This window comes from Bacteroides sp. 43_46 (assembly GCF_001915455.1).
In the GTDB taxonomy this organism is placed as follows: domain Bacteria; phylum Bacteroidota; class Bacteroidia; order Bacteroidales; family Bacteroidaceae; genus Bacteroides; species Bacteroides caccae.
In genome coordinates this window covers 22,065-45,050 of the sequence record NZ_MNQN01000111.1, presented here as the reverse complement: position 1 = coordinate 45,050, position 22,986 = coordinate 22,065, and the positions used below count along the sequence as shown (strand labels likewise).

The 22,986-nt window shown below is 44.5% G+C and carries 21 protein-coding genes; 11 read left to right on the top strand and 10 right to left on the bottom strand.

Features of this window, described 5'->3' with window-relative positions; translation table 11 throughout:
- Positions 1-73 precede the first annotated feature (73 nt).
- The 6 genes from yihA (at position 74) to BHV72_RS10720 (ending at position 5,589) form a co-directional block, all read left to right on the top strand.
- A complete protein-coding gene (yihA, locus tag BHV72_RS10745) occupies positions 74-679 on the top strand; it encodes a ribosome biogenesis GTP-binding protein YihA/YsxC (RefSeq protein ID WP_005676302.1) in 606 nt (201 codons plus the stop codon).
- Positions 676-1,275: a DUF4923 family protein gene (locus BHV72_RS10740; RefSeq protein ID WP_122264641.1), complete on the top strand. Its 600-nt coding sequence runs from the start codon at positions 676-678 to the stop codon at positions 1,273-1,275. Before yihA ends, BHV72_RS10740 begins: the two co-directional genes overlap by 4 nt.
- A gap of 98 nt (positions 1,276-1,373) precedes the next feature.
- A complete protein-coding gene (locus BHV72_RS10735) occupies positions 1,374-1,769 on the top strand; it encodes a DUF1573 domain-containing protein (RefSeq protein WP_005680736.1) in 396 nt (131 codons plus the stop codon).
- A gap of 105 nt (positions 1,770-1,874) precedes the next feature.
- A complete protein-coding gene (locus BHV72_RS10730) occupies positions 1,875-3,863 on the top strand; it encodes an OPT family oligopeptide transporter (protein WP_005676306.1) in 1,989 nt (662 codons plus the stop codon).
- A gap of 5 nt (positions 3,864-3,868) precedes the next feature.
- Positions 3,869-4,648, top strand: a complete 780-nt coding sequence (locus BHV72_RS10725; protein ID WP_005680735.1) for an N-acetylmuramoyl-L-alanine amidase-like domain-containing protein — start codon at positions 3,869-3,871, stop codon at positions 4,646-4,648.
- Positions 4,649-4,650: 2 nt separating this feature from the next.
- Complete coding sequence (locus BHV72_RS10720) at positions 4,651-5,589, top strand: PorV/PorQ family protein (RefSeq protein ID WP_122295543.1); 939 nt, start codon at positions 4,651-4,653, stop codon at positions 5,587-5,589.
- On the opposite strand, the gene lipB is transcribed toward BHV72_RS10720, so the two are convergent.
- Positions 5,546-6,229 (bottom strand): lipoyl(octanoyl) transferase LipB, encoded by a 684-nt coding sequence (lipB, locus tag BHV72_RS10715; protein WP_005676309.1) that lies wholly within the window; start codon positions 6,227-6,229, stop codon positions 5,546-5,548. The two genes, BHV72_RS10720 and lipB, sit on opposite strands and share 44 nt — an antisense overlap.
- 66 nt (positions 6,230-6,295) lie before the next feature.
- Between lipB and BHV72_RS10710 the strand changes: the two genes are divergently transcribed.
- Positions 6,296-7,135, top strand: a complete 840-nt coding sequence (locus tag BHV72_RS10710) for a helix-turn-helix domain-containing protein (RefSeq protein ID WP_286855809.1) — start codon at positions 6,296-6,298, stop codon at positions 7,133-7,135.
- Positions 7,136-7,337: 202 nt separating this feature from the next.
- On the opposite strand, the gene BHV72_RS10705 is transcribed toward BHV72_RS10710, so the two are convergent.
- From BHV72_RS10705 to BHV72_RS10690, 4 genes are all read right to left on the bottom strand, one after another.
- Positions 7,338-9,545, bottom strand: coding sequence for a heavy metal translocating P-type ATPase (locus tag BHV72_RS10705; RefSeq protein WP_122295544.1), 2,208 nt, complete (start codon positions 9,543-9,545; stop codon positions 7,338-7,340).
- Between the two features lie 108 nt (positions 9,546-9,653).
- The gene (locus tag BHV72_RS10700; protein WP_055170354.1) at positions 9,654-9,977 is read right to left on the bottom strand and encodes a heavy-metal-associated domain-containing protein; all 324 of its coding nucleotides are present in this window, start codon (positions 9,975-9,977) and stop codon (positions 9,654-9,656) included.
- 48 nt (positions 9,978-10,025) lie between these two features.
- On the bottom strand, positions 10,026-12,245 hold the full coding sequence (locus BHV72_RS10695; RefSeq protein ID WP_286855805.1) for a TonB-dependent receptor: 2,220 nt from the start codon (positions 12,243-12,245) through the stop codon (positions 10,026-10,028).
- Between the two features lie 132 nt (positions 12,246-12,377).
- Positions 12,378-12,776: an HYC_CC_PP family protein gene (locus tag BHV72_RS10690; protein WP_032838059.1), complete on the bottom strand. Its 399-nt coding sequence runs from the start codon at positions 12,774-12,776 to the stop codon at positions 12,378-12,380.
- A gap of 203 nt (positions 12,777-12,979) precedes the next feature.
- Between BHV72_RS10690 and BHV72_RS10685 the strand changes: the two genes are divergently transcribed.
- The 4 genes from BHV72_RS10685 (at position 12,980) to gcvP (ending at position 18,121) form a co-directional block, all read left to right on the top strand.
- The gene (locus BHV72_RS10685) at positions 12,980-13,831 is read left to right on the top strand and encodes an RsiV family protein (protein WP_005676317.1); all 852 of its coding nucleotides are present in this window, start codon (positions 12,980-12,982) and stop codon (positions 13,829-13,831) included.
- Between the two features lie 120 nt (positions 13,832-13,951).
- Positions 13,952-14,572 (top strand): 16S rRNA (guanine(527)-N(7))-methyltransferase RsmG, encoded by a 621-nt coding sequence (gene rsmG / locus BHV72_RS10680; RefSeq protein ID WP_005680725.1) that lies wholly within the window; start codon positions 13,952-13,954, stop codon positions 14,570-14,572.
- 40 nt (positions 14,573-14,612) lie between these two features.
- Positions 14,613-15,251, top strand: a complete 639-nt coding sequence (locus tag BHV72_RS10675) for an MBL fold metallo-hydrolase (RefSeq protein ID WP_005676320.1) — start codon at positions 14,613-14,615, stop codon at positions 15,249-15,251.
- A 20-nt stretch (positions 15,252-15,271) separates the two neighbouring features.
- The gene (gene gcvP, locus BHV72_RS10670; protein WP_055256773.1) at positions 15,272-18,121 is read left to right on the top strand and encodes an aminomethyl-transferring glycine dehydrogenase; all 2,850 of its coding nucleotides are present in this window, start codon (positions 15,272-15,274) and stop codon (positions 18,119-18,121) included.
- 195 nt (positions 18,122-18,316) lie between these two features.
- On the opposite strand, the gene BHV72_RS10665 is transcribed toward gcvP, so the two are convergent.
- From BHV72_RS10665 to BHV72_RS10645, 5 genes are all read right to left on the bottom strand, one after another.
- Entirely contained in the window at positions 18,317-18,886 is a 570-nt protein-coding gene (locus BHV72_RS10665; protein WP_005680723.1) for a nitroreductase family protein, read from the bottom strand.
- Between the two features lie 12 nt (positions 18,887-18,898).
- A complete protein-coding gene (locus tag BHV72_RS10660; protein ID WP_055170366.1) occupies positions 18,899-19,984 on the bottom strand; it encodes an HpaII family restriction endonuclease in 1,086 nt (361 codons plus the stop codon).
- Entirely contained in the window at positions 19,974-20,711 is a 738-nt protein-coding gene (locus tag BHV72_RS10655) for a C39 family peptidase (RefSeq protein WP_171028046.1), read from the bottom strand. The genes BHV72_RS10660 and BHV72_RS10655 overlap by 11 nt, the downstream gene beginning before the upstream one ends.
- A 116-nt stretch (positions 20,712-20,827) precedes the next feature.
- On the bottom strand, positions 20,828-21,436 hold the full coding sequence (locus BHV72_RS10650) for an IMPACT family protein (RefSeq protein WP_005680719.1): 609 nt from the start codon (positions 21,434-21,436) through the stop codon (positions 20,828-20,830).
- Positions 21,437-21,652: 216 nt separating this feature from the next.
- Positions 21,653-22,900, bottom strand: coding sequence for a DUF1015 domain-containing protein (locus BHV72_RS10645; protein WP_055170369.1), 1,248 nt, complete (start codon positions 22,898-22,900; stop codon positions 21,653-21,655).
- Positions 22,901-22,986 lie beyond the last annotated feature (86 nt).

Below are 22,986 nucleotides of genomic sequence, written 5' to 3'. Positions count from 1 at the left end.
GACGCAATAGTTTATTATAAACGATGAGCGAGTTTATTATAAACGAAATTATAAAGAAATAAATGACAAGAAAATGGAAATAACAAGTGCAGAATTTGTGATTAGCAATACAGACGTGAAAAAATGTCCGGCAGGTATCTTCCCCGAATATGCCTTCATCGGCCGTTCCAACGTAGGAAAGTCAAGCCTTATCAATATGCTGACCGCCCGCAAAGGACTGGCAATGACTTCCGCTACCCCGGGAAAGACAATGCTAATCAACCACTTTCTTATTAACAAGAACTGGTATCTGGTCGACCTTCCGGGATATGGATACGCCCGTCGCGGACAGAAAGGAAAAGACCAGATACGTACCATAATCGAAGATTATATCTTGGAACGGGAACAGATGACAAACCTCTTTGTCTTGATAGACAGCCGTCTGGAGCCTCAGAATATAGACCTCGAATTTATGGAATGGCTGGGCGAGAACGGAATACCTTTTTCTATCATCTTCACCAAAGCCGACAAACTCAAAGGCGGCCGCCTGAAGATGAACGTCAACGCTTATTTGCGTGAGTTAAGTAAACAGTGGGAAGAACTTCCCCCCTACTTTATCTCCTCCTCGGAAAACCGCACAGGACGGACAGAAATTCTCAATTATATTGAAAACATAAACAAGGAAATCAATTACAAATGAAAAAGAACATTGTATCACTTGCCTTTATGGCAGTATTCTTGCTAATGGGCACTAACAGCCAGGCGCAGTCATGGAAAGACTTGTTAAATAAGGACAACATCTCGAAAGTAGTAAATGCTATCACCGGAACTCCTGAAACGATCGACATGACCGGAACATGGAACTACAAAGGTTCGGCAGTAGAATTTGAATCGGAGAATCTGTTGATGAAAGCAGGAGGCGCCGCAGCCGCTACCATGGCAGAAAACAAGCTCGATGAACAACTAAGCAAAGTAGGGATCAAGGCCGGACAGATGAATTTCACATTCAATGCCGACAGTACTTTCACAAGTACCGTAGGTAAAAAAACACTGAAAGGAACTTATTCTTATGACGCTTCCGCAAAACAGGTAGACCTGAAATTCTTGAAACTGCTGAATCTCCACGCGAAAGTAAATTGCAGCTCCAGCTCATTGGAATTATTGTTCAACTCGGACAAACTGCTCAAATTATTAGCGTTTATCGGAAGTAAAAGCAATAGTACCGCTTTGAAAACAGTCAGCTCACTGGCCGATAATTACGACGGAATGATGTTGGGGTTCGAGCTCTCTAAATAACAAAAGAGAGTCGTTTAATACTATTTCGCACTCCATAAAGTACATTTTAAGGAAAAAGCACTACCTTTGTCACTTGTAATCACTAAAAAGAAGGAAAAATGAAAAAGGTACTTTTTTTAATGACCTTATTAGTAATGGGAGTAAGTTTTGCATTTGCACAAACAAATGCCGACATTAAATTTGACAAAACAACCCATGATTTCGGTAAGTTTTCCGAAAACAGTCCGGTTGTCAGTTGCACATTCACCTTTACTAATATCGGTGACGCTCCTTTGGTAATTCATCAGGCAGTAGCCTCTTGCGGATGTACCGTACCTGAATATACGAAAGAACCTATCATGCCCGGGAAAAAAGGCACGATCAAGGTAACTTATAACGGAACAGGTAAATATCCAGGACATTTCAAGAAATCAATCACTCTGCGTACCAATGCCAAAACAGAAATGGTAAGGCTATATATCGAGGGCGACATGACGGCCAAAGATGCCAAATAAGAAAAAATAGGCGATAACATAAAGGAGAATCTTTCGGTTCTCCTTTTTTTTTGTTTACTTTGAGGACGAATATATAAAATTGACACATTAGCAAATTATAAAACTATGAAACAAGAAGAAGACAAGTTCACCGGGCTACCCGAGAACGCGTTCAGAGAGTTGAAACCGGGAGAAGTGTACAACCCGTTAATGGCTCCCTCAAAAAGTTATCCGGAAGTTAACATCTGGTCAGTAGCATGGGGTATCGCCATGGCAATCCTTTTCTCGGCTGCCGCCGCTTATCTGGGATTAAAAGTAGGTCAGGTGTTCGAAGCAGCTATCCCGATTGCAATTATTGCCGTAGGAGTTTCCGGAGCTGCCAAAAGAAAAAATGCTTTAGGAGAAAATGTTATTATCCAGTCAATAGGGGCTTGTTCCGGTGTAATCGTTGCCGGAGCTATCTTTACCCTCCCCGCCCTCTATATTCTTCAGGCTAAGTATCCCGAAATGACCGTCACCTTTATGCAGGTATTTATCAGTTCCCTGCTGGGCGGTGTATTGGGTATCCTGTTCCTGATTCCTTTCCGCAAATATTTCGTTAGCGACATGCATGGCAAATATCCTTTTCCGGAAGCCACTGCCACTACTCAGGTATTAATTTCGGGAGAAAAAGGCGGTAGTCAGGCTAAACCGTTGTTAATGGCAGGAATGATCGGCGGATTATATGACTTTATCGTAGCCACATTCGGTTGGTGGAACGAGAATTTCACGACTCGCGTATGCAGTGCCGGCGAGATGTTGGCGGAAAAAGCAAAACTCGTATTCAAGGTCAATACAGGTGCGGCAGTACTCGGTTTGGGATATATCGTCGGATTGAAATATGCTTCGATCATTTGTGCCGGTTCATTGGCTGTCTGGTGGATTATCATTCCGGGAATGTCTGCTATCTGGGGAGACAGCGTGCTGAATGCATGGAATCCGGAGATTACTTCTACGGTAGGCATGATGAGTCCGGAAGAAATATTCAAGTATTACGCCAAGAGTATCGGTATCGGTGGTATCGCTATGGCAGGTGTGATCGGCATTATCCGTTCCTGGGGAATCATCAAGAGTGCTGTCGGACTGGCTGCCAAAGAAATGGGTGGTAAAGGAAATGTAGAGAAAAACATTATCCGTACGCAACGGGATCTTTCGATGAAAATTATTGCGATTGGTTCTATCATCACACTGATACTGATTGTGTTATTTTTCTACTTCGATGTGATGCAGGGAAATCTGGTGCATACATTGGTAGCAATCGTTTTAGTGGCCGGCATTTCTTTCCTGTTTACTACGGTAGCCGCCAATGCAATCGCCATTGTAGGCACAAACCCGGTATCGGGAATGACACTGATGACATTAATTCTGGCTTCCGTAGTCATGGTAGCCGTTGGATTGCGAGGTCCTTCGGGAATGGTCGCTGCGTTAGTTATGGGTGGTGTGGTATGTACGGCACTATCCATGGCGGGAGGTTTTATCACTGACTTGAAGATCGGTTACTGGTTGGGAAGTACTCCTGCCAAACAGGAGACATGGAAATTCCTAGGGACAATCGTTTCTGCTGCAACCGTAGGCGGTGTAATGATTATCTTGAACAAGACATACGGATTCACAAGCGGCGCACTCGCTGCTCCACAGGCAAATGCAATGGCAGCAGTTATCGAACCGTTGATGAGCGGTGTTGGTGCTCCTTGGTTGTTATACGGTATCGGAGCTGTTTTAGCTATCATTTTGACTCTTTGTAAAATTCCTGCTTTAGCTTTCGCATTGGGTATGTTTATTCCTTTGGAATTGAACGTACCATTGGTTGTGGGTGGTGCTGTAAACTGGTATGTCACTTCCCGCAGCAAAGACGCAGCATTGAATACGGAAAGAGGAGAAAAAGGAACTCTGTTGGCGTCCGGTTTCATTGCCGGAGGTGCATTAATGGGGGTAATCAGTGCCGCTATGCGTTTCGGTGGCGTTAATCTGGTGAATGAAGCATGGTTGAACAATACTTGGTCCGAAGTGTTGGCATTAGGAGCATACGCTTTATTAATCCTCTATTTCATCAAAGCTTCAATGAAAGTTAAATAAGTAATATGCGGAGACTGCTATCTATCATAATATCGCTTATCACTGTTATGGCATTTGCACAACAGCCCGTTGAATCAACTTCAAACGAGTCCGACCCTATGCTAAGAATCGGAAAGTCTTACTTGGGGACCAGATACGTGGCCAACACGTTGGACCGGAACGAAGTAGAGCAACTGGTTATCAACACCAAAGAAGTAGATTGCCTGACCTTTGTAGAATATACACTGGCACAAGCACTCGGTTCTTCTTTTGCCGATAACTTGCAAAGGATACGTTACCGGGACGGTATCATCAATGGATACCCCTCCCGCCTGCATTATACTTCCGACTGGATTGATAATGGTCTCCGCAACGGTTTTCTGACTGACGTTACAGCCCGAAACAGTTCCCGTACTACGAAACTTTCTCTTTCATATATGTCCACGCATCCCAAACAATATAAAAAATTGGCTGATTCTCCGGAAAATGTAACACAAATGGCAGAATACGAGAAAGCATTATCCGGAAAAACTGTATCTTGGTTGCCGAAAAGCGAATTACCGGAAAACGGATTACCCTGGATTATGAACGGAGATATTATCGCTATCACTACGAAGCTTCCCGGACTGGACATAGCCCATGTGGGAATAGCCTATTACGTAAACGGAAAACTGCATCTGCTGCACGCTTCTTCCACGCTGGGAAAAGTGGTTGTCAGCGAGAAGCCTTTCAATCACATGTTGAACAATAATAAATCGTGGACAGGTATACGTGTTGTCCGAATGTCTCACTCTAAAAATAACTGATTATGAAACGACTTAAACATTTCCTTCTCGCCTCATGCTTATTGCCCGGCTTTCTGGCTGCGCAAGGAGGCGCAAACGCCTACTTTCTGGAACTTGCTCCGGATGCCCAATCAGCAGGTATGGCCGGCACGGGATTAGCTATCACCGACAACGGAAGTACAGCTATCTTTCATAATGCTTCTACCATTGTTTTCTCACAAGAAGTAATGGGCGCAAGTTATTCGTACGCTGACATAAACAAAGATTACTCGATGCACAGCGCATCTGTTTTCTATAAAATCGGAAGAGAAGGGAATCATGGTTTCACAGTAGGTTTCCGTCATTTTAAGAATCCGAAGCAAAGACTGGACGGTGATCAGAACGATAACTTCCGCCCGCATATATGGGATCTGGAAGCCGGATATTTCAGTACTGTAGCCAAGAACCTGTCCTTGTCTCTTACATTCAGATATTTACAGGCTAAAGCTTGGAAGGATGCGGACACCAAAAACTCGGTTTGCCTTGACTTCGGAGCAACTTATCACCGCAATATGGCTCTTTTGGATGAAATGGCTTCCTGGAGCATCGGTTTCCAGGCTGCTAACTTAGGAAAAAAGATAGACGGTTACAAACTTCCCGCCAAACTAGGCCTGGGAGGTGCAATCGACCTGCCATTCAGCATGGAGAACCGTCTGCAAGTGGCACTCGACTTCAACTATCTGCTTCCTTCCGAAATCCGCCAACTTCAGGCAGGAATCGGCGCCGAATATAACTTCCTGAAATACGGGGTAGTCCGTGCAGGATACCACTTCGGAGATAAAGACAAGGGAGTAGGTAACTACGGAACACTTGGCTGCGGAATAAACTTCTGGCCGATCCGTGCCGACTTCTCCTACGCACTGGCAGACAAAGACTCTTTCATGCACCGTACTTGGCAGCTTGGCATTGGAATAGTATTCTAAGTTCACCCTCGAGGCGTTGCTTCACTTCGTCCATAGGCACATCGTGCTTCAACTCCTGACGCAGAGAAGTGACGCCTTTATCAATAAACCCGCAAGGATGAATGTAGCTGAAATAGCGCAAATCCGTATTCACATTCAAGGCCAGCCCGTGCATAGTGACATAATGACTACTCCTCACTCCTATCGCGCAAATCTTACGGGCACGAGACGTATTACCTTCCAGCCAGACACCCGTCGCTTTCTCCAGACGTCCCGCTTCAATGCCATAAGATGCGCAGACACGTATCACCGCTTCTTCCAACAGATGAACATATTCCTTCAATCCCAACCGGAACTCCTCCAGATTCAGAATCGGGTAGCAAACTAACTGTCCGGGACCATGATAAGTAATGTCTCCGCCCCGGTCAATATGGTAAAGCGTAGCATCAATAGCTTTTAGTTGTTCCTCACTCAACAACATATTATTTTCCTTTCCGCTACGTCCCAAAGTGTAGACGTGAGGATGTTCGCACATAATGATATGGTTCTCGTACGGTTCTCCTTCCGCTTTCGCACGGACTATCCCGTCGAACCATTCCGTCTGCCGTTGCCATGCCTCGGCATACGGTATCAAATTCCAATCGATAAAAACTGTTTTCATAAAAACAAAGGTAAGAAATAAAAAGAAAATGTGTACATTTGTTGGCCGAATATAACAAACACAACTATGAAAATGGATTTTCCACAGGTAGACTTACCTACTGAAGTATTAGCATGGACGAACGTCACGGAAGACATTCTGAATATTTATAAGCAATCTTGCCGATTGCAAGCCTGTATTGTAGCCATATGTACGGAGGGGTCGATGAAGGCATCGATTAACCTGCTTGATTATGAAATCCGTCCGAATGACCTGATTACATTACTGCCGGGAACAATCATCCAGTTTCGGGAAAGAACAGAAAAGGTATGTCTTTGTTTCGTCGGTTTCTCCGCTCATTGTACCGGACGGGTCAACTTGATGAAAAATATTGGAAACGCTTATCCTAAACTTTTAGAACAACCGGTGGTACCGCTTTCCGAAGATGTTGCCGGTTATCTGAAAAACTATTTCGCCTTATTATCCCGGGCCAGTTGCAATGAAAACTTCGATATGGACCCGGAACTGGTAGAATTGTCACTCCAGACTATTCTGACAAGTATTCGGCTGATATACCACAACTATCCCGGAGAAAACAGCAGCTCAAACCGCAAAAAAGAAATTTGCCGGGAACTGATCCAATCTATCACCGAGCATTACAAAGATGAACGCCGTGCGCAATTCTACGCCGATCAATTAGGAATCTCCCTCCAACACCTGAGTACCACGGTGAGACAAGTAACGGGCAAAAGTGTATTGGATACCATTGCTTACATTGTTATCATGGACGCCAAAGCAAAACTGAAAGGGACCAATATGACTATACAAGAAATAGCCTATTCGCTGAACTTCCCCAGCGCCTCTTTCTTCGGCAAGTATTTCAGACGATATGTGGGAATGACACCATTGGAATTCAGAAACAGATAACTTCATAAAAAGGGAGTGGCTAAATGGAGGCTGGCTGAAAGTCGGGGTGGTAGGTAGATACACAATGCTGATAATAAATAATTTATGTATTCACCTACCACCTCCCCCTACGGGTACTCCTCCTTCCTGAAGGAGGAGAATTTTAGATACTATCGCCTTTTTAGTCAGTCATTTCCCTGTTTGAAAGAAACCGGGCCAATAATCAAAGACTTCTTCTTCCCAGACTCAACGAATTAAGTACCACGCTCACACTGGAAAAGGCCATTGCCGCACTCGCCAGCATCGGGTTCAACAGCAAGCCGTTCAACGGGAACAGGACACCGGCAGCAATAGGAATGCCAATCAAGTTATAGATAAACGCCCAGAAAAGGTTCTGATGAATCAACTTTACTGTTTGCTTCGATAACTGAAAGGCTTTAGGAAGCAACAACAGATCGGAAGTCATCAAGGTAACCATAGCTACATCCATAGCAATGTCCGTCCCTTTCCCCATAGCGATACTGACGTCTGCCAGTGCCAGAGCTTGTGAATCGTTAATGCCGTCACCTACCATTGCCACTTTCTTTCCCTGCAATTGCAGTTCACGTATAAATTCGGCCTTGTCGTCGGGCAAAGCGTCAGCTACAAAACGTTCGATTCCCAACCGGGAAGATACTGCCAACGCAGTACGTTGTCCGTCACCGGTAAGCATACAAATATCAATACCCTGACGTTTCAGTTCTTTCACCGCTTCGGCGGATGTTGCTTTAATAGGATCGGAAACCGCAATAATAGCCAACAGTTCGTTCTCGCAACCAAAGTAAATGATACCATTACCGTCCGATTCATAACGAACCAACATATCAGCCATTACATCGCTCACGATAGCACCGAAATCTTTCAGGAATTTATGGCTGCCTACCCAGTAAGTACGTCCCTGATAAGACACCTTGATTCCTTTCCCCGTAATACTTTCAAAGCTGTCCAGCGTAGCGGGTTTGATCTTCTCCTCCTCTTGGAGTGCAGCAACAATCGCACCCGCCAACGGATGTTCTGATTTCAGTTCCGCAGCCAGAAGCACATTTTTGAAATGTGGTTCCTGAGGCTGTGCCCATAACCAGCCGGTAGCGGTAGGATGCCCTTCGGTCAGTGTTCCGGTCTTATCCAATACCACTACATTTACTTTGCGCATCTGTTCCAAAGCAACTGCATCCTTGATCAAGATATGTTGTCCGGCAGCCTTACCGATACCCACCATTAATGCAGTAGGCGTAGCAAGTCCTAAAGCGCACGGACAGGCAATCACAAGAACAGACACAGCCGACATTATCCCATAAGACATATATTCGCTACCGCCGATAACAACCCAAAGGATAAATGTCAGAATAGCAATTCCCAGCACAACAGGGACAAAGATCCCTGTAATACGGTCGACAATACGCTGCACCGGAGCTTTACTTCCCTGAGCTTCCTGCACCATGTGAATGATACGGGCAAGCACTGTTTCACTACCCACCTGCGTGGCACTGATAATAAATGAACCACGCTGATTGATAGTTCCTGCCAGTACTTTATCACCTTTCTTCTTCTCCACAGGAATCGGCTCACCGCTAATCATACTTTCGTCCACATACGAATCACCCTCGGAGAGCTGACCGTCCACGGGAATCTGTTCTCCCGGACGAACGACTACCAAATCTCCTACTTGCAGTTGGTCTATCAATATTTCTTCTTCCACTCCGTTACGCAATACACGGGCTACTTTAGGTTGCATTCCCATTAACTTGCGAATCGCATTCGATGTATTTCCCTTGGCACGTTCTTCCATAAGTTTCCCGGTCAGGACGAAAGCTATAATTACCGCAGAGGCCTCATAATAAACATGAGGTTCCAGTCCGCGGGCATACCAGAACCCAGGGAAGAAAGTATTAAAGAGACTGAACAAGAAAGCAATGGACGTACTTAGCGCAACCAACGTATCCATATTGCTCCGTCCTATTTTTGCCTGTTTCCAGGCTCCCGTGTAAAAACCGCCGCCGAAAAGTAGCAATACAGGAATAGTCAGTACCAACTGAATTTCATTAGAGTATGGCACATGCATCAATACCATTGAGAAAATAAGCAAAGGGACTACCAGAATCCACGCACCGATTACCTTCCGCTTCAGACGAAGATAACGCCTATGTTGTTCCTCCTCCTGACGTTCTTCTTTATGAGCTTCCTCTACAATCAAGTCGTAACCTGCTGCAAGCACTGCCGCACGAATCTCCCCGGGAGCCAGTTTATCGCTCTCATAAGAAACGGTTAATGTATTGGTAGCAAAATTGACAGAAGCCTCTATGACCCCCGGCAACTTCCTGACTGTTCTTTCTACATTATTTGCACATCCCGCACAATGCATATTGAGCACGGGAAAATTCTTCTTTACCATATTATTATCTATATTTATAAGAGTTTCTCCCCAACCCTCTCCAAAAGAGAAAGCCGGGGAGAGACCACATTCTATTTATAAAACACGCAAATACGGGTATTTGTTCAATTACTTCTTATCCGCTTTTTTATCGTCTTTCTTTGTTTCTTTTACAAATTCAGCTTCATAATTGAACTTCTTAAACCCTGCCTGCAAGTTCTTTACATTTGTTTTATCCGCGTCGTAAGTGATAGTGACGGTTTTGGTTTTCACCTCAGTCGACAAGTCCTTCAGCCCCTTCTCAAAGCGCATATTGTCCTTCACTTTCTTTTCACACTTTTCACAATGCATCTGAGCCACTTTGAACACTACAACACGAATATCTTTCGCCAATACGGCAGTCACACCCAAAAGAGCCACCACGCAAGTGGCTATCCATCTTCTTGTTTTCATTTTTCTTATTAGTTTAAAATTCTATGATTCATTTTTGATACATTCTTCTTATTCACCGTTTCTTGCCAGATTGAAACGTATGCCGACATAGGCTTTTGCACCGTGCACAGGTCCCCAAATCATGGTAGAATCGAAATTATCTCCCCAAGGATTCGCCGCGTCAATGATCGGGTTCTTCTGCTTGAAGTTCGTCAGATTCTCGCCTCCCACATAGATAGACCAGCGACGGAAATAACGAGTCACCTGCATACTAAGCTGTTCGAAGCTACCATAACGGCGACTCCATGAGAGTTGCCCGTCCGCCAATTCGTAAGGAGCAGGCATTCTGCCCCCGCCATTAAGTTGCAAGGTCGCATCAAACTGCCAGATTCCCAACGGAGTCTGATAAGAAGCCGTCAACAATCCTTTATACTTGCCGGTTAGTGGTTTCTCCATTCGCTGACCTTTATAAGTAGTTTGTGCGTCCGTCAACCGATAGGCTCCGGTCAGAGTGAAACCTTTGAAGAAAGGATAGCTTGCTTCCACCTGGAATACGTGCGAATACGAACGTCCGTCCAGATTATAAAAAGCCACTTCATGAGGATTACTATCCATATCTACAACAACTTGCTTCCGGAAATCCGTATAATAATATTCTGCGTTGACATTCAGCGTCTTACCGAATACCGGAATATAAGTAGAAACACTGGCACCCAAGTTCCATGCTTCTTCCATATCCAGATTTTTCGCAATCTCCACCTTCCGGCTACTGGAAAGTAAGTAGTTGTTTTCTGCCAGCACATGATTTGTACGGTATCCCTTACCGGCAGAAAGCCGGAAGTGTACATAATCATTCGGATTATATTTAAGATGCGCGCGCGGAGTCACAAAGAAACCGTGTTTACTGCTATAATCTCCCCGAAGACCGGCCATTAACATCCATTGGTCATTCAGATTCAAGGTATATTGCACATACGCACCGGGAACAGCCTCTTTATCAGAAGCTTTGAGAGGGGTATCCGCGTTATTATTCAAACGATAATGCTGATCGTATGCGTCATAGTTAAAGCTCAATCCTGCGGAGAAACTATTCTGCGGATTAAATTCCGTTTCAAACATCAGAGAAGCGTATGTATTAGTCTGGTCTACATTATACAATTTCCGTCCGTACATCGCATCCTGATTGTGCCAGGAAGTGGACAGAATCAAAGCTAGATTCGTATTCTTCTCCTTATCAAATATGTAAGCGTTTTTAGTGAACAGTTCGTAGCGTTCCGTGTCAATCCCGACCTTATACAGTTCACCGGAGTACATATCTCCATGCGTGGACTGTCCACTGCTACGAGTCTCGGAAAGAGCTTTGAAACCTGCCTGAAAAACATAATGGTCGCCCATATATGCCCAACGGTTCCAGACATTATACTGTTCTACCTGTGGAATATCCACAAATCCGTCATCATTGCCGTCATGTGCTTTTGTTTCATTTTCATAATGCGCCAATAACGAGGTACTCCACCGTTTGGAAAGTTTCAAAGTGGCATCAGCATTAACTTCATAACGATTCGTGGTACTTGCAAAAAGGTTGGCAGATACCCAGTCGGCCTCAGGTAATTGCGGCTTTTTAAACTCCACATTGATCTGTCCCGTAATAGCTTCGTAGCCGTTCTTTACGGAAGAAATTCCTTTGGAAACCTGTATACTCTGCATCCAGGGACCGGGAACATACCCCAAGCCATAAGGGGCTGCAGCCCCACGATAGTTCGGGATGTTCTCCGTCAACATCTGCACATAAGTCCCCGACAAGCCTAACAATTTTATCTGTTTGGCTCCCGTTGCCGCATCCGAGTAACTCACATCCACCGAAGGATTTGTAACAAAACTCTCTCCCAAATTGCAACAAGCGGCCCTGCTCAACTCGGCACTGCTTATCATATCCTCGTTCATCACGCTGTTACGCAGCTTCATCGTTCCCAACTTACGGCTGACGACATTCACTTCTTTCAATTCCACTCCGTCCCGGAGGACAATCTCCAATTCCTGCTTTTTACTGTCAACGTGGATCGTATCATTCTGAAAGCCGATAAAGCTGACCACCAGTATATGGCTTTTCGAAGGCTTCGTAATAGAGAAGGTGCCGTCTACTTTTGTTGTTACTCCCTGTCCTGTATTCATCCAGAACACATTAGCTCCCGGAACAGGTTCTCCGGTACTATCTTTTACCGTCCCCCGTACTTGCGCATACATACCGGTGGCAAGCAACGAGAACAGTCCTAATATCATATATTTCATTCTTTAAGTAAGTTACTTTTGTGATACAAAATTAGCTTATAATCCTTGCAACTTAGTTGCAATCAAACCTACTTCACTTCCACTGTCAGAAGACGGCGGCAAGCAAAGTACTGAAAAAGAATAAAATAGTGGCTAAATAATATAGGTGGAATATAACGCCAACATCTGCCTTGAACAGATAGGTGGCGGCGAAGAAGGAATTATATATTCAACCGGCTTCTCCGTATACCCAATGTTCAGCAAATAGCAGAACTGCTCACAGAAAAGGTCAACCACCGGAGCTGCAACGGTCAGCTCGGTAGCATGGTTCATCAGGTTCAGTTTATAGATAGTAGCCGTGCAACCTTCGTTTTTACAATCTTTCTTTGAATCGCACGTATGAGATTTCTTACATTTGGGACAGCCCGTAGCACAGCAGGACTGTACTGTTTCACAACCGGCACAACAATAATGAACAATAGAAACTCCCGCCCCCGAATATATAATCAGGAGGGAAAGAAACATTGCAGTTATGTAGGCTAGTCTTTTCATATCCGGAGACAAAGATAGAAATAAAAACAGACTATACCAGCTGTTTCGTTCAAAAAAGATAATAACCATAAAGCCTAAAGCTGCATTACAAGAAAAAACAGACAGAATATTTTTCCTTTTTTATTCGCAGGATTCGTTATTTTCATCTATATTTGTCGATAGTGAAAGATAGAACAATTGTAGAATTTATAGAAAAAACGAGTATGAAAAAACAATATGTCAGTCTGCTTGCGATTATACTTTCGGTAAGCGGCTTTTTGTTTTCTTGTCATGACAAGATGAACAAAAATACAGGTGCATTGCAATTCGACAGTATCCAAGTGAATGAAACGGCTCACTTGTTTAATGATACAGCCAAACCGGCATGTAACATTATCATTAACTTTGCTTATCCTGTCAAATCATCGGATGATATGCTGAAAGACAGTTTGAACGCTTATTTCATTTCTGCCTGCTTCGGCGACAAATATATCGGAGAAAAACCGGAGAATGTAGTAAAGCAATACACCGAAAATTACATCAGTGAGTATCGCCGTGACTTGGAACCTATGTATACAGAAGATGAAAAGGACAAAGAAGATGAATCTTCTATCGGTGCCTGGTATTCTTATTATAAGGGTATAGAGAGCCACGTGCAACTCTACGAGAAAGACTTGTTGGTATATCGCATCGACTACAACGAATATACCGGAGGTGCACACGGCATTTACATGACCACTTACCTGAATATGGACCTTACCCTGATGCGTCCCCTCCGCCTGGATGATATTTTTGTAGGAGATTATAAAGAGCCACTGACCGACCTGATCTGGAACCAGCTCATGGCTGACAACAAAGTGACCACTCACGAAGCTTTGGAAGACATGGGATATGCTTCTACCGGTGACATCACCCCGACAGAGAATTTCTACCTCAGCAGAGAGGGCGTCACGTTCTACTACAATGTATACGACATCACTCCATACTCCATGGGCCCCGTCAAAGTGACAATTCCATTCCCAATGTTGGAACATCTGTTAGGCAGCAACCCGATTTTGGGAGAGTTGAAAGATTAAAGCCCTATTTTCATTAAAAGAACGAACACCAATGAATATCCGGTTGTTATTGCCCCGTGTGATGCAGAAGGATATTCATTTTATATACATATTTTAAACTTATCATTCAAAACCAAAGAAGTGGAAATCATACTGAAATATTTTCCTGATCTGACGGAAGAGCAACGCAAACAGTTTGCTGCTCTATACGACCTCTACATCGACTGGAATTCAAAAATCAACGTTATCTCCCGCAAAGATATCGAGAATTTATACGAACATCACGTACTTCATTCGTTGGGTATTGCCAAAATCATCCAGTTCCGTCCCGGCACAAGCATTATGGACTTGGGTACGGGCGGAGGTTTCCCCGGCATTCCTCTGGCAATCTTGTTTCCGGAAACAAAATTTCATCTGGTTGACAGTATCGGCAAGAAAGTGCGCGTAGCAACCGAAGTAGCCAATGCAATCGGACTGAAAAACGTAACTTTCCGCCATGCCCGTGCCGAAGAAGAAAAACAACTGTTCGACTTTGTTGTCAGCCGTGCCGTAATGCCTCTGGCAGATCTGATTAAGATTATCAAAAAGAATATTTCTCCTAAACAGCAGAACGCATTGCCCAACGGGTTGATCTGCCTCAAAGGCGGTGAGCTGGAACATGAGACAATGCCGTTCAAGCACAAAACTGTGATTCAAAGTCTGAGCGACAGTTTCGAGGAAGATTTCTTTGAAACAAAGAAGGTGGTATACGTTCCCATTTAACAGAATATCCGTTCTGATTTAATATAAATCATAGAGAACCATGAAAATAAAAAGATTTGAGTTTAATATGTTTCCCGTAAATTGCTACGTATTATGGGATGACACGAAAGAAGCAGTCGTGATTGACCCCGGCTGCTTTTACGAAGAGGAAAAGCAAGCCTTGAAGAAATTCATTCTTACCAACGAACTGAATGTAAAGCATTTGCTGAATACTCACTTACATCTGGACCATATCTTCGGCAATCCGTTCATGCTGAAAGAATTTGGTCTGTCGGCCGAAGCCAACAAGGCGGACGAATACTGGATTGATGAAGCGCCGAAACAAAGCCGTATGTTCGGATTCCAGTTGCAGGAGAAGCCGGTTCCGCTAGGCAAGTATCTGCACGACGGTGATAGTATCACTTTCGGACATACAACTCTGGAAGCGATACACGTGCCCGGTCATTCACCCGGCAGTCTGGTGTATTATTGTAAAGAAGACAACTGTATGTTCTCCGGCGATGTCCTGTTTCAAGGCAGTATCGGCCGTGCCGACCTCACAGGCGGTAACTTCGACGAGTTGATAGAGCATATTTGCAGCCGTCTTTTTGTCCTCCCCAACGAAACAGTCGTTTACCCGGGACACGGTGCCCCCACGACTATCGGAATGGAGAAAGCTGAGAACCCATTTTTTAGATAAAACAAAATCCTCCTATTAATATGAAAACCGATTTGTTAGCTAGCCGTCACATCGGCATCAATGAACAAGACACAACTGTAATGCTCCGCAAAATTGGTGTGGACTCGTTGGACGAACTAATTGAGAAAACCATTCCCGCCAATATCCGGCTGAAAGAGCCACTGGCATTAAACGCTCCCCTGACGGAATACGAATTTGGGAAACACATCGCCGAACTGGCAGGTAAGAACAAACTGTACACTACATACATTGGTATGGGTTGGTACAACACAATTACTCCGGCCGTTATCCAACGGAATGTGTTCGAAAATCCCGTATGGTATACGTCTTATACTCCTTATCAGACCGAAGTTTCGCAAGGACGCCTGGAAGCACTGATGAATTTCCAAACTGCCATATGCGACCTTACCGCCATGCCGCTTGCCAATTGCTCACTCTTGGACGAAGCGACTGCGGCTGCCGAAGCCGTAAGTATGATGTACGCCCTACGTTCCCGTGCGCAACAGAAAGCGGGTGCGAACGTAGTGTTTGTTGACGAAAATATTTTCCCTCAGACATTGGCGGTAATGACTACACGTGCCGTACCTCAAGGCATCGAGCTGCGTGTAGGTAAATATAAAGAATTTGAACCTTCACAGGAAGTATTTGCCTGCGTATTGCAATATCCCAATTCGAATGGCAGCGTAGAAGATTACACAGAGTTTACGGAAAAGGCTCATGCGGCAGATTGTAAAGTTGCCGTTGCCGCCGACATCCTAAGTCTTGCCTTGCTGACACCTCCGGGAGAATGGGGAGCGGACATCGTATTCGGAACAACACAACGCCTGGGCACACCGATGTTCTACGGCGGACCTTCGGCCGGCTACTTCGCCACACGGGATGAATACAAACGGAATATGCCAGGACGAATCATCGGCTGGTCTAAAGACAAATACGGTAAACTTTGTTACCGAATGGCTTTACAGACCCGCGAACAGCATATCAAACGCGAGAAGGCAACTTCAAATATCTGTACGGCACAGGCATTGCTGGCTACAATGGCAGGATTCTATGCCGTTTACCACGGTCAGGAAGGTATCACGACTATCGCTTCACGTATCCACAGTATCACCGTATTCCTTGATAAACAATTGAAGAAATTCGGATATACGCAAGTGAATGCACAATACTTCGATACCCTGCGCTTCGAACTGCCCGAACACGTTTCGGCACAGCAAATCCGTACGATAGCTCTTAGCAAGGAAGTAAACCTGCGTTATTTCGAAAACGGAAACGTAGGGTTCAGTATTGACGAAACGACTGATGTAGCAGCCGCCAATGTGTTGCTTTCTATCTTTGCCATTGCTGCGGGAAAAGATTATCAGAAGGTGGATGACATCCCTGAAAAAAGCAATATAGACAAGACTGTAAAACGTACCACGCCTTTCCTTACACACGAAGTATTCAACAAATATCATACGGAGACGGAGATGATGCGTTACATCAAACGTCTTGACCGCAAGGATATTTCGCTGGCCCAATCTATGATCTCCCTCGGTTCATGTACCATGAAACTGAATGCCGCTGCGGAAATGCTGCCTTTGAGCCGTCCCGAATTTATGGGTATGCATCCATTGGTTCCGGAAGACCAGGCAGAAGGGTATCGGGAATTGATTAATAATCTGAGTGAGGACTTGAAGATCATCACCGGTTTTGCCGGCGTAAGTTTGCAGCCAAATTCGGGAGCTGCCGGAGAATATACAGGCCTTCGTGTGATTCGTGCCTATCTCGAAAGCATTGGTCAGGGACACCGTAACAAGATATTGATTCCCGCTTCAGCTCACGGAACGAATCCGGCATCGGCAATACAGGCAGGGTTTATAACCGTCACCTGCGCATGCGACGAGCAAGGAAATGTAGACATGGACGACTTGCGTGCCAAAGCGGAAGAAAACAAAGAAGAACTGGCGGCACTGATGATTACATACCCTTCTACACACGGTATCTTCGAAACAGAAATAAAAGAAATCTGCCATATTATCCATGCTTGTGGAGCACAAGTATATATGGACGGTGCGAACATGAATGCACAAGTCGGGTTAACCAATCCGGGATTTATCGGTGCTGATGTCTGCCATTTGAACCTTCACAAAACGTTTGCTTCACCTCACGGTGGTGGTGGTCCGGGTGTGGGTCCTATCTGTGTGGCCGAGCATCTGGTACCTTTCCTTCCGGGACACGGAATCTTCGGTAATGCACAGAATCAGGTTTCCTCCGCTCCGTTCGGAAGTGCGGGAATCCTGCCGATCACTTACGGATACATCCGTATGATGGGTACAGAAGGACTGACTATGGCTACTAAAATCGCGATTCTAAATGCCAATTACCTGGCTGCTTGTCTGAAAGACACGTATGGGATCGTTTATCGCGGAGCGAATGGTTTCGTCGGGCACGAGATGATTCTGGAATGCCGCAAAGTGCACGAGGAAACGGGCATCTCCGAAAATGATATCGCAAAACGTCTCATGGATTATGGTTATCATGCTCCTACCCTCTCCTTCCCTGTGCATGGCACGCTGATGATTGAGCCAACCGAAAGCGAGAGTCTGGCAGAACTGGATAATTTCGTTGATGTCATGCTGAACATCTGGCAGGAAATTCAAGAAGTGAAGAACGGTGAAGCGGACAAAGACGACAACGTATTGATTAATGCTCCGCATCCCGAATACGAAATTGTAAGTGATCGCTGGGAGCACTCGTACACACGCGAAAAAGCAGCTTACCCGATAGAAAGTGTACGTGAGAATAAGTTCTGGATAAATGTGGCACGTGTAGACAATACACTGGGAGACCGGAAGTTATTGCCGACTCGCTACGGCACATTCGAATAAGAAGAAACGGTCACAGAGAAAATCATCACAAATAAAGTGATGAAAAACTAATAAAACAATCCCGGGGCTTACACTTGTTATGCTCCGGGATTATCTCTATAAAGCCCGGACTCATCACCTTTCTTCCCAGGGCTAAACACACAAAAGTCCCGGGCATAATGGAAATATACCCGGGACTTATATATTGGGAAATGCCTACTTGACAATAGTTATCGTACCGTCTTTCACCTTTTTCTCTTTCATCGGGATTTTAGAATCAGCATATCCCAACGCTACACAACCGTAAACTTTATGATTTTCCGGAACGCCCAACGAAGTAATAAATGCACGTACCTCAGGATCGTCACACGTCGTCCCGAGCTGATTTATCCAACAAGAACCGATCCCCAGAGAATGAGCCGCAAGAAACATATTTTCGATAGCACAGGCACAGTCCATACCCGCCCACCACTGAGTCGGCTCATTGGAAACGATAACCAAAGTAGGAGCATGATAATAGCAACAATACGTCTTGCTCTGCCCGCGTTCCTTCAAACGGGGTTCGTCGCTCTTGGCAAAAGCTCCCTTGATACGTTCATTCAATTCGGTCAGTTTATCGGCATTCTGAATGGCAGTGAAATGCCATGTCTCCAGATGCATCCCGCTCGGCGCATAAGTAGCAGCCTCCAGAACAGCCTGCAAATCCTCTTCCGAGACCTGCTGACCGGTGTAAGCCCGTACACTTCGACGTGCTTTGATATTCTCTAAAATTTCATTTGTCTTCATACTATAATTTATTTACCGTTTAACCAAACCAATCTTTGCATTCAGCTTGAAATAATAAACTCCGTTCTCTTTCTCCAAAAAGCCATATTTATCTTTATCCAAAGAGCCCTTTTCCAAACGAGTATTTCGGAACAGGAAGTCTTCCATGACCTGCTTCTCCGATTTATGATAACAAAGTACTTCCCCGTTTCCACCTACCAGCAAAATGCCTTCAACAGCCGAATCCTGACCATTGTATATCTTTGCCGGACGCATCCCCAGAGCCAGAGCCATTAAGAATTGCTTTATTTTAAACTCATAGAAACAATGTTTGTTTATCAACTCATCTTTTATCTTCAGAGGATTCATCTGCTTGATTACTTCCGTCAATTCACTGATTCGGGAGATGCCGTCCAAATGCATAATACGAATCATCTCTGTCAGTACACGCGGAAAATGTAAATCAATCATCAGAAGATTACTGCGGAACACACGGTCGGCTACATCCGAATATTTGAGCACACCGCCCAAACGCTCTATCAGCATCATTCGCTCGGATACTTCGTTGGGGGATTCGGGCAATGCATTAATCTTATTCACCGTAGGAGTAGCAAACTTGATTCCACTCTGCTCCAGTTTAAGATTTGCCGCACGCCCTCCGTCCAATAACGGATTCATGGCACTCAACCGCGAACGTACATTGAAACCTCTTACCGGAGCTTCCGGATGCCAAAAGGCAACCGAGAAATCTGTACGATCTTCTGTTTTTGCTTCCAAATCGAAGATACCGGCTTCGTCCAAAAATTCTTCCACTCCCTCCGGCGAGGTGACATCATTTTCCGAGGAGGATTTCACTGCCTGCAAAATCAGATCGGCAACAATACCGAAATCTTCACGCGGCATGGACTTAACACCCGTTTCTCCCTCAATACGGACTGATTCTTCTTCAATATAATACCGGCGCGTTCCGTCATGTTCTTCCCGTTGAATCACTGCAATAGGCCAGGACATTTCTCCTATTTTCGCTTCTGCCGTGCCTAATACAACTTTTCCGTCTGCCAACAGGCGGAAGAAAGTATAAAGTTCGCACCATTCTTTTTTTGTTGCTTCAAATGCCATATATCTTATGTTTCTTATTTACTGATTCAAGAGGATTACGTATCCATTCTCTCGGAGTAACCACAATATATCTGCCTGTCCAGCATCCGTCAAAATAAGAAGGATTGCCGACTTGTTTCTTAATCGGATAGCGGATATTCTCGCCTTTACTCCGCATCTCCGGCGAACGGCCGGGGTCATTCACCCACACATATTTATCATCAATGCCACGCAATACGATCCAATGTCCTCGTGGTCCGGGACGAAGTCCACGAGTTGCTCCTGTATACCTTACGTTTATCAACACGGGAATCCCACGGTCGATATAATCTTTCAGTATCCGGTAATCTTTCTGTTGGAAATGTTCCGCACTTATCATATTCTCATAATAACGGGTCAATGAATCTATTTCGAAAGAATAATATCCTCCCTGCCCTATCGATGTACGACGACGGAAGGGAGCACGTTTCTTAAAAAAATAGTTCCGCTGATATTCAATCAGTTTCTTTTCCGCATCCGAAGAGGTTCGTTGCGCGTCTGCTGTCATGCCTTTGAAATAATCGAATACCATTAATGAGGATGCAAGCGAACAGTGTGTATAGGGACAACCTGTGATTTTCTGCGAATACCAGGGAACAGGTATGTCGTTTGGAGCAAATTTCAAGTTCTCCTGTGCCTGTGTTTCAATGCCAACCAACACAAGAGAAGCCCAAAACAAGCTGAAAAGTATATTATATCTGTTCCTCATAAACATATTTTTCTTATTTATATTCTATCTCACTTCCACCAACAATCTCTATCAAAATTCTCCTCCTTCGGGAAGGAGGAGTCTCCGTAGGGAGAAGTGATAGGTAAATGTTTCAATCAGTCTTCCTCAAGAATCCGTGCCGTTTCCACTTTCTCCAGCCGTGCACGCAGTTTCGGCATCATGGAAGAACGGATGCGCAATGTCATACTGCAATCCATATCATACGACTGCCGAAGAATCTCCGGTTCTTCTTCCTTGACAATACGCATCACATCATTCATAAAAGGATACTCAAACATGATTGTCACTTCCTCGTCCACCGTTTTCTCGATGACCGTAGCAGCAGCTATTGCTTCGGCAGCAGCAGCTTTATAGGCAACAATCAGTCCGCTTGTCCCCAACTTGATTCCTCCGAAGTAACGGACTACGATAATCAGGATGTCTGTCAGTTCATTGGAGTTTATCTGTCCGAGAATAGGCTTGCCCGCCGTTCCGGAAGGCTCTCCATTATCATTGGCACGGAAATCTTTGCGAGCGGCTCCCAGCATATAGGCATAGCATACGTGCCGTGCATCATAATACTTCTTCTGATACGTTTCAAGATGAGCTTTTATCTCATCGAGAGTACGCACAGGCAGGGCGATAGCAATAAACTTGCTCCGCTTTTCTGTATAAATACCTTCGGAAGGTTCGGCAATGGTTTTGTAAGTATCTTCAGCAGTCATGTTGCAAAGATACGGGTTTACACGGAAATTTCAATTTATCGTTTGGAAATATTAAGCGATCAGACAATTGACGAGATACGTTCGGGATGATACAAACAAGCGGTCGTTTTACTACAAACGAACGGTTGATTCTTTATAAAGAAGCGGTCGATCCGTTATAATCTACCGTATGATTGTAACAAATCGACCGCTCTATTTTATAAAATGATACTTGTCTTATTCCAATTTATGGATAACCAGTCCCGAACGAAGTTTCGGTTCGAACCAAGTTGTCTTTGGAGGCATGATGTTACCTGTATCGGCAATATCCATTAATTGCTTCATAGACACGGGATAAAGAGCTAATGCCACTTTCATCTCACCACTGTCTACACGTTTCTTGAGTTCTCCCAAACCACGGATACCTCCTACAAAGTCGATACGTTTGTCGGAGCGTAAATCTTTGATGCCTAAGATTTCATCCAAAATCAAGTTGGAGGATATAGTCACATCAAGCACACCGATCGGATCGTTATCATTGTATGTACCTGCTTTAGCAGTCAAACTATACCATTTTCCTCCAAGATAAAGAGAGAAATTATGCAAACCGGAAGGTTTGTAAATATCCGCCCCCTTTTCCTCAACAATGAAGTTCTTGTTTAAGGCGCCAAGGAATTGTTCGGGAGTTAATCCATTGAGGTCTTTTACCACACGGTTGTAGTCAATGATAGTCAACTGATTGGCAGGGAAACAAACTGCCATGAAATAGTTATATTCTTCATCTCCCTTATGGTTCGGATTCTGCTTTGCCTTTTCAGCACCTACCAATGCAGCGGCAGCAGAACGATGATGTCCGTCGGCAATATAAAGAGCTGGCATTTTAGCAAATTCGGCGGTGATAGCCGCAATGTCTTCGCTCTGGTCAATAATCCAAAAAGTATGTCCGAAACCGTCACCCGGAGCGATAAAGTCATAGACGGGCTTTTCCAAAGTATATTTCTTGATGATAACATCCAGTTTATCATTATCGGGATAAGCAAAGAATACGGGTTCGATATTCGCATTGTTCACACGAACATGCTTCATACGGTCTTCCTCCTTGTCGCGACGGGTAAGTTCGTGTTTCTTAATAACACCATTCATATAATCGGGAACATACGCACCGACTACCAATCCGTACTGCGTCTTACCGTTCATTGTCTGCGCATAGATATAATAGTTTTCCTTGCTATCCTGCACCAACCAGCCTTTATCCTGAAACAGTTGGAAATTCTCGGCCGCCTTGCTGTAAACACATTCATCATGTTCGTCCGTACCAACAGGGAAATCTATTTCAGGTTTAATAATATGATAAAGGGATTTTTCATTACCTTCCGCTTCTGCGCGGGCTTCTTCTGAGTTCAATACATCATAAGGACGTGAAGCAACCTGTTCAACCAGGTTCTGCGGAGGACGAATGCCCTTGAAAGGTTTAATTATTGCCATGATATTAGTATTTTATTTGTAAAAAATTAGAGCCACAGACTTATATAAAATCTGTGGCTCAAATATACTACTTATTTCTAAAAAAG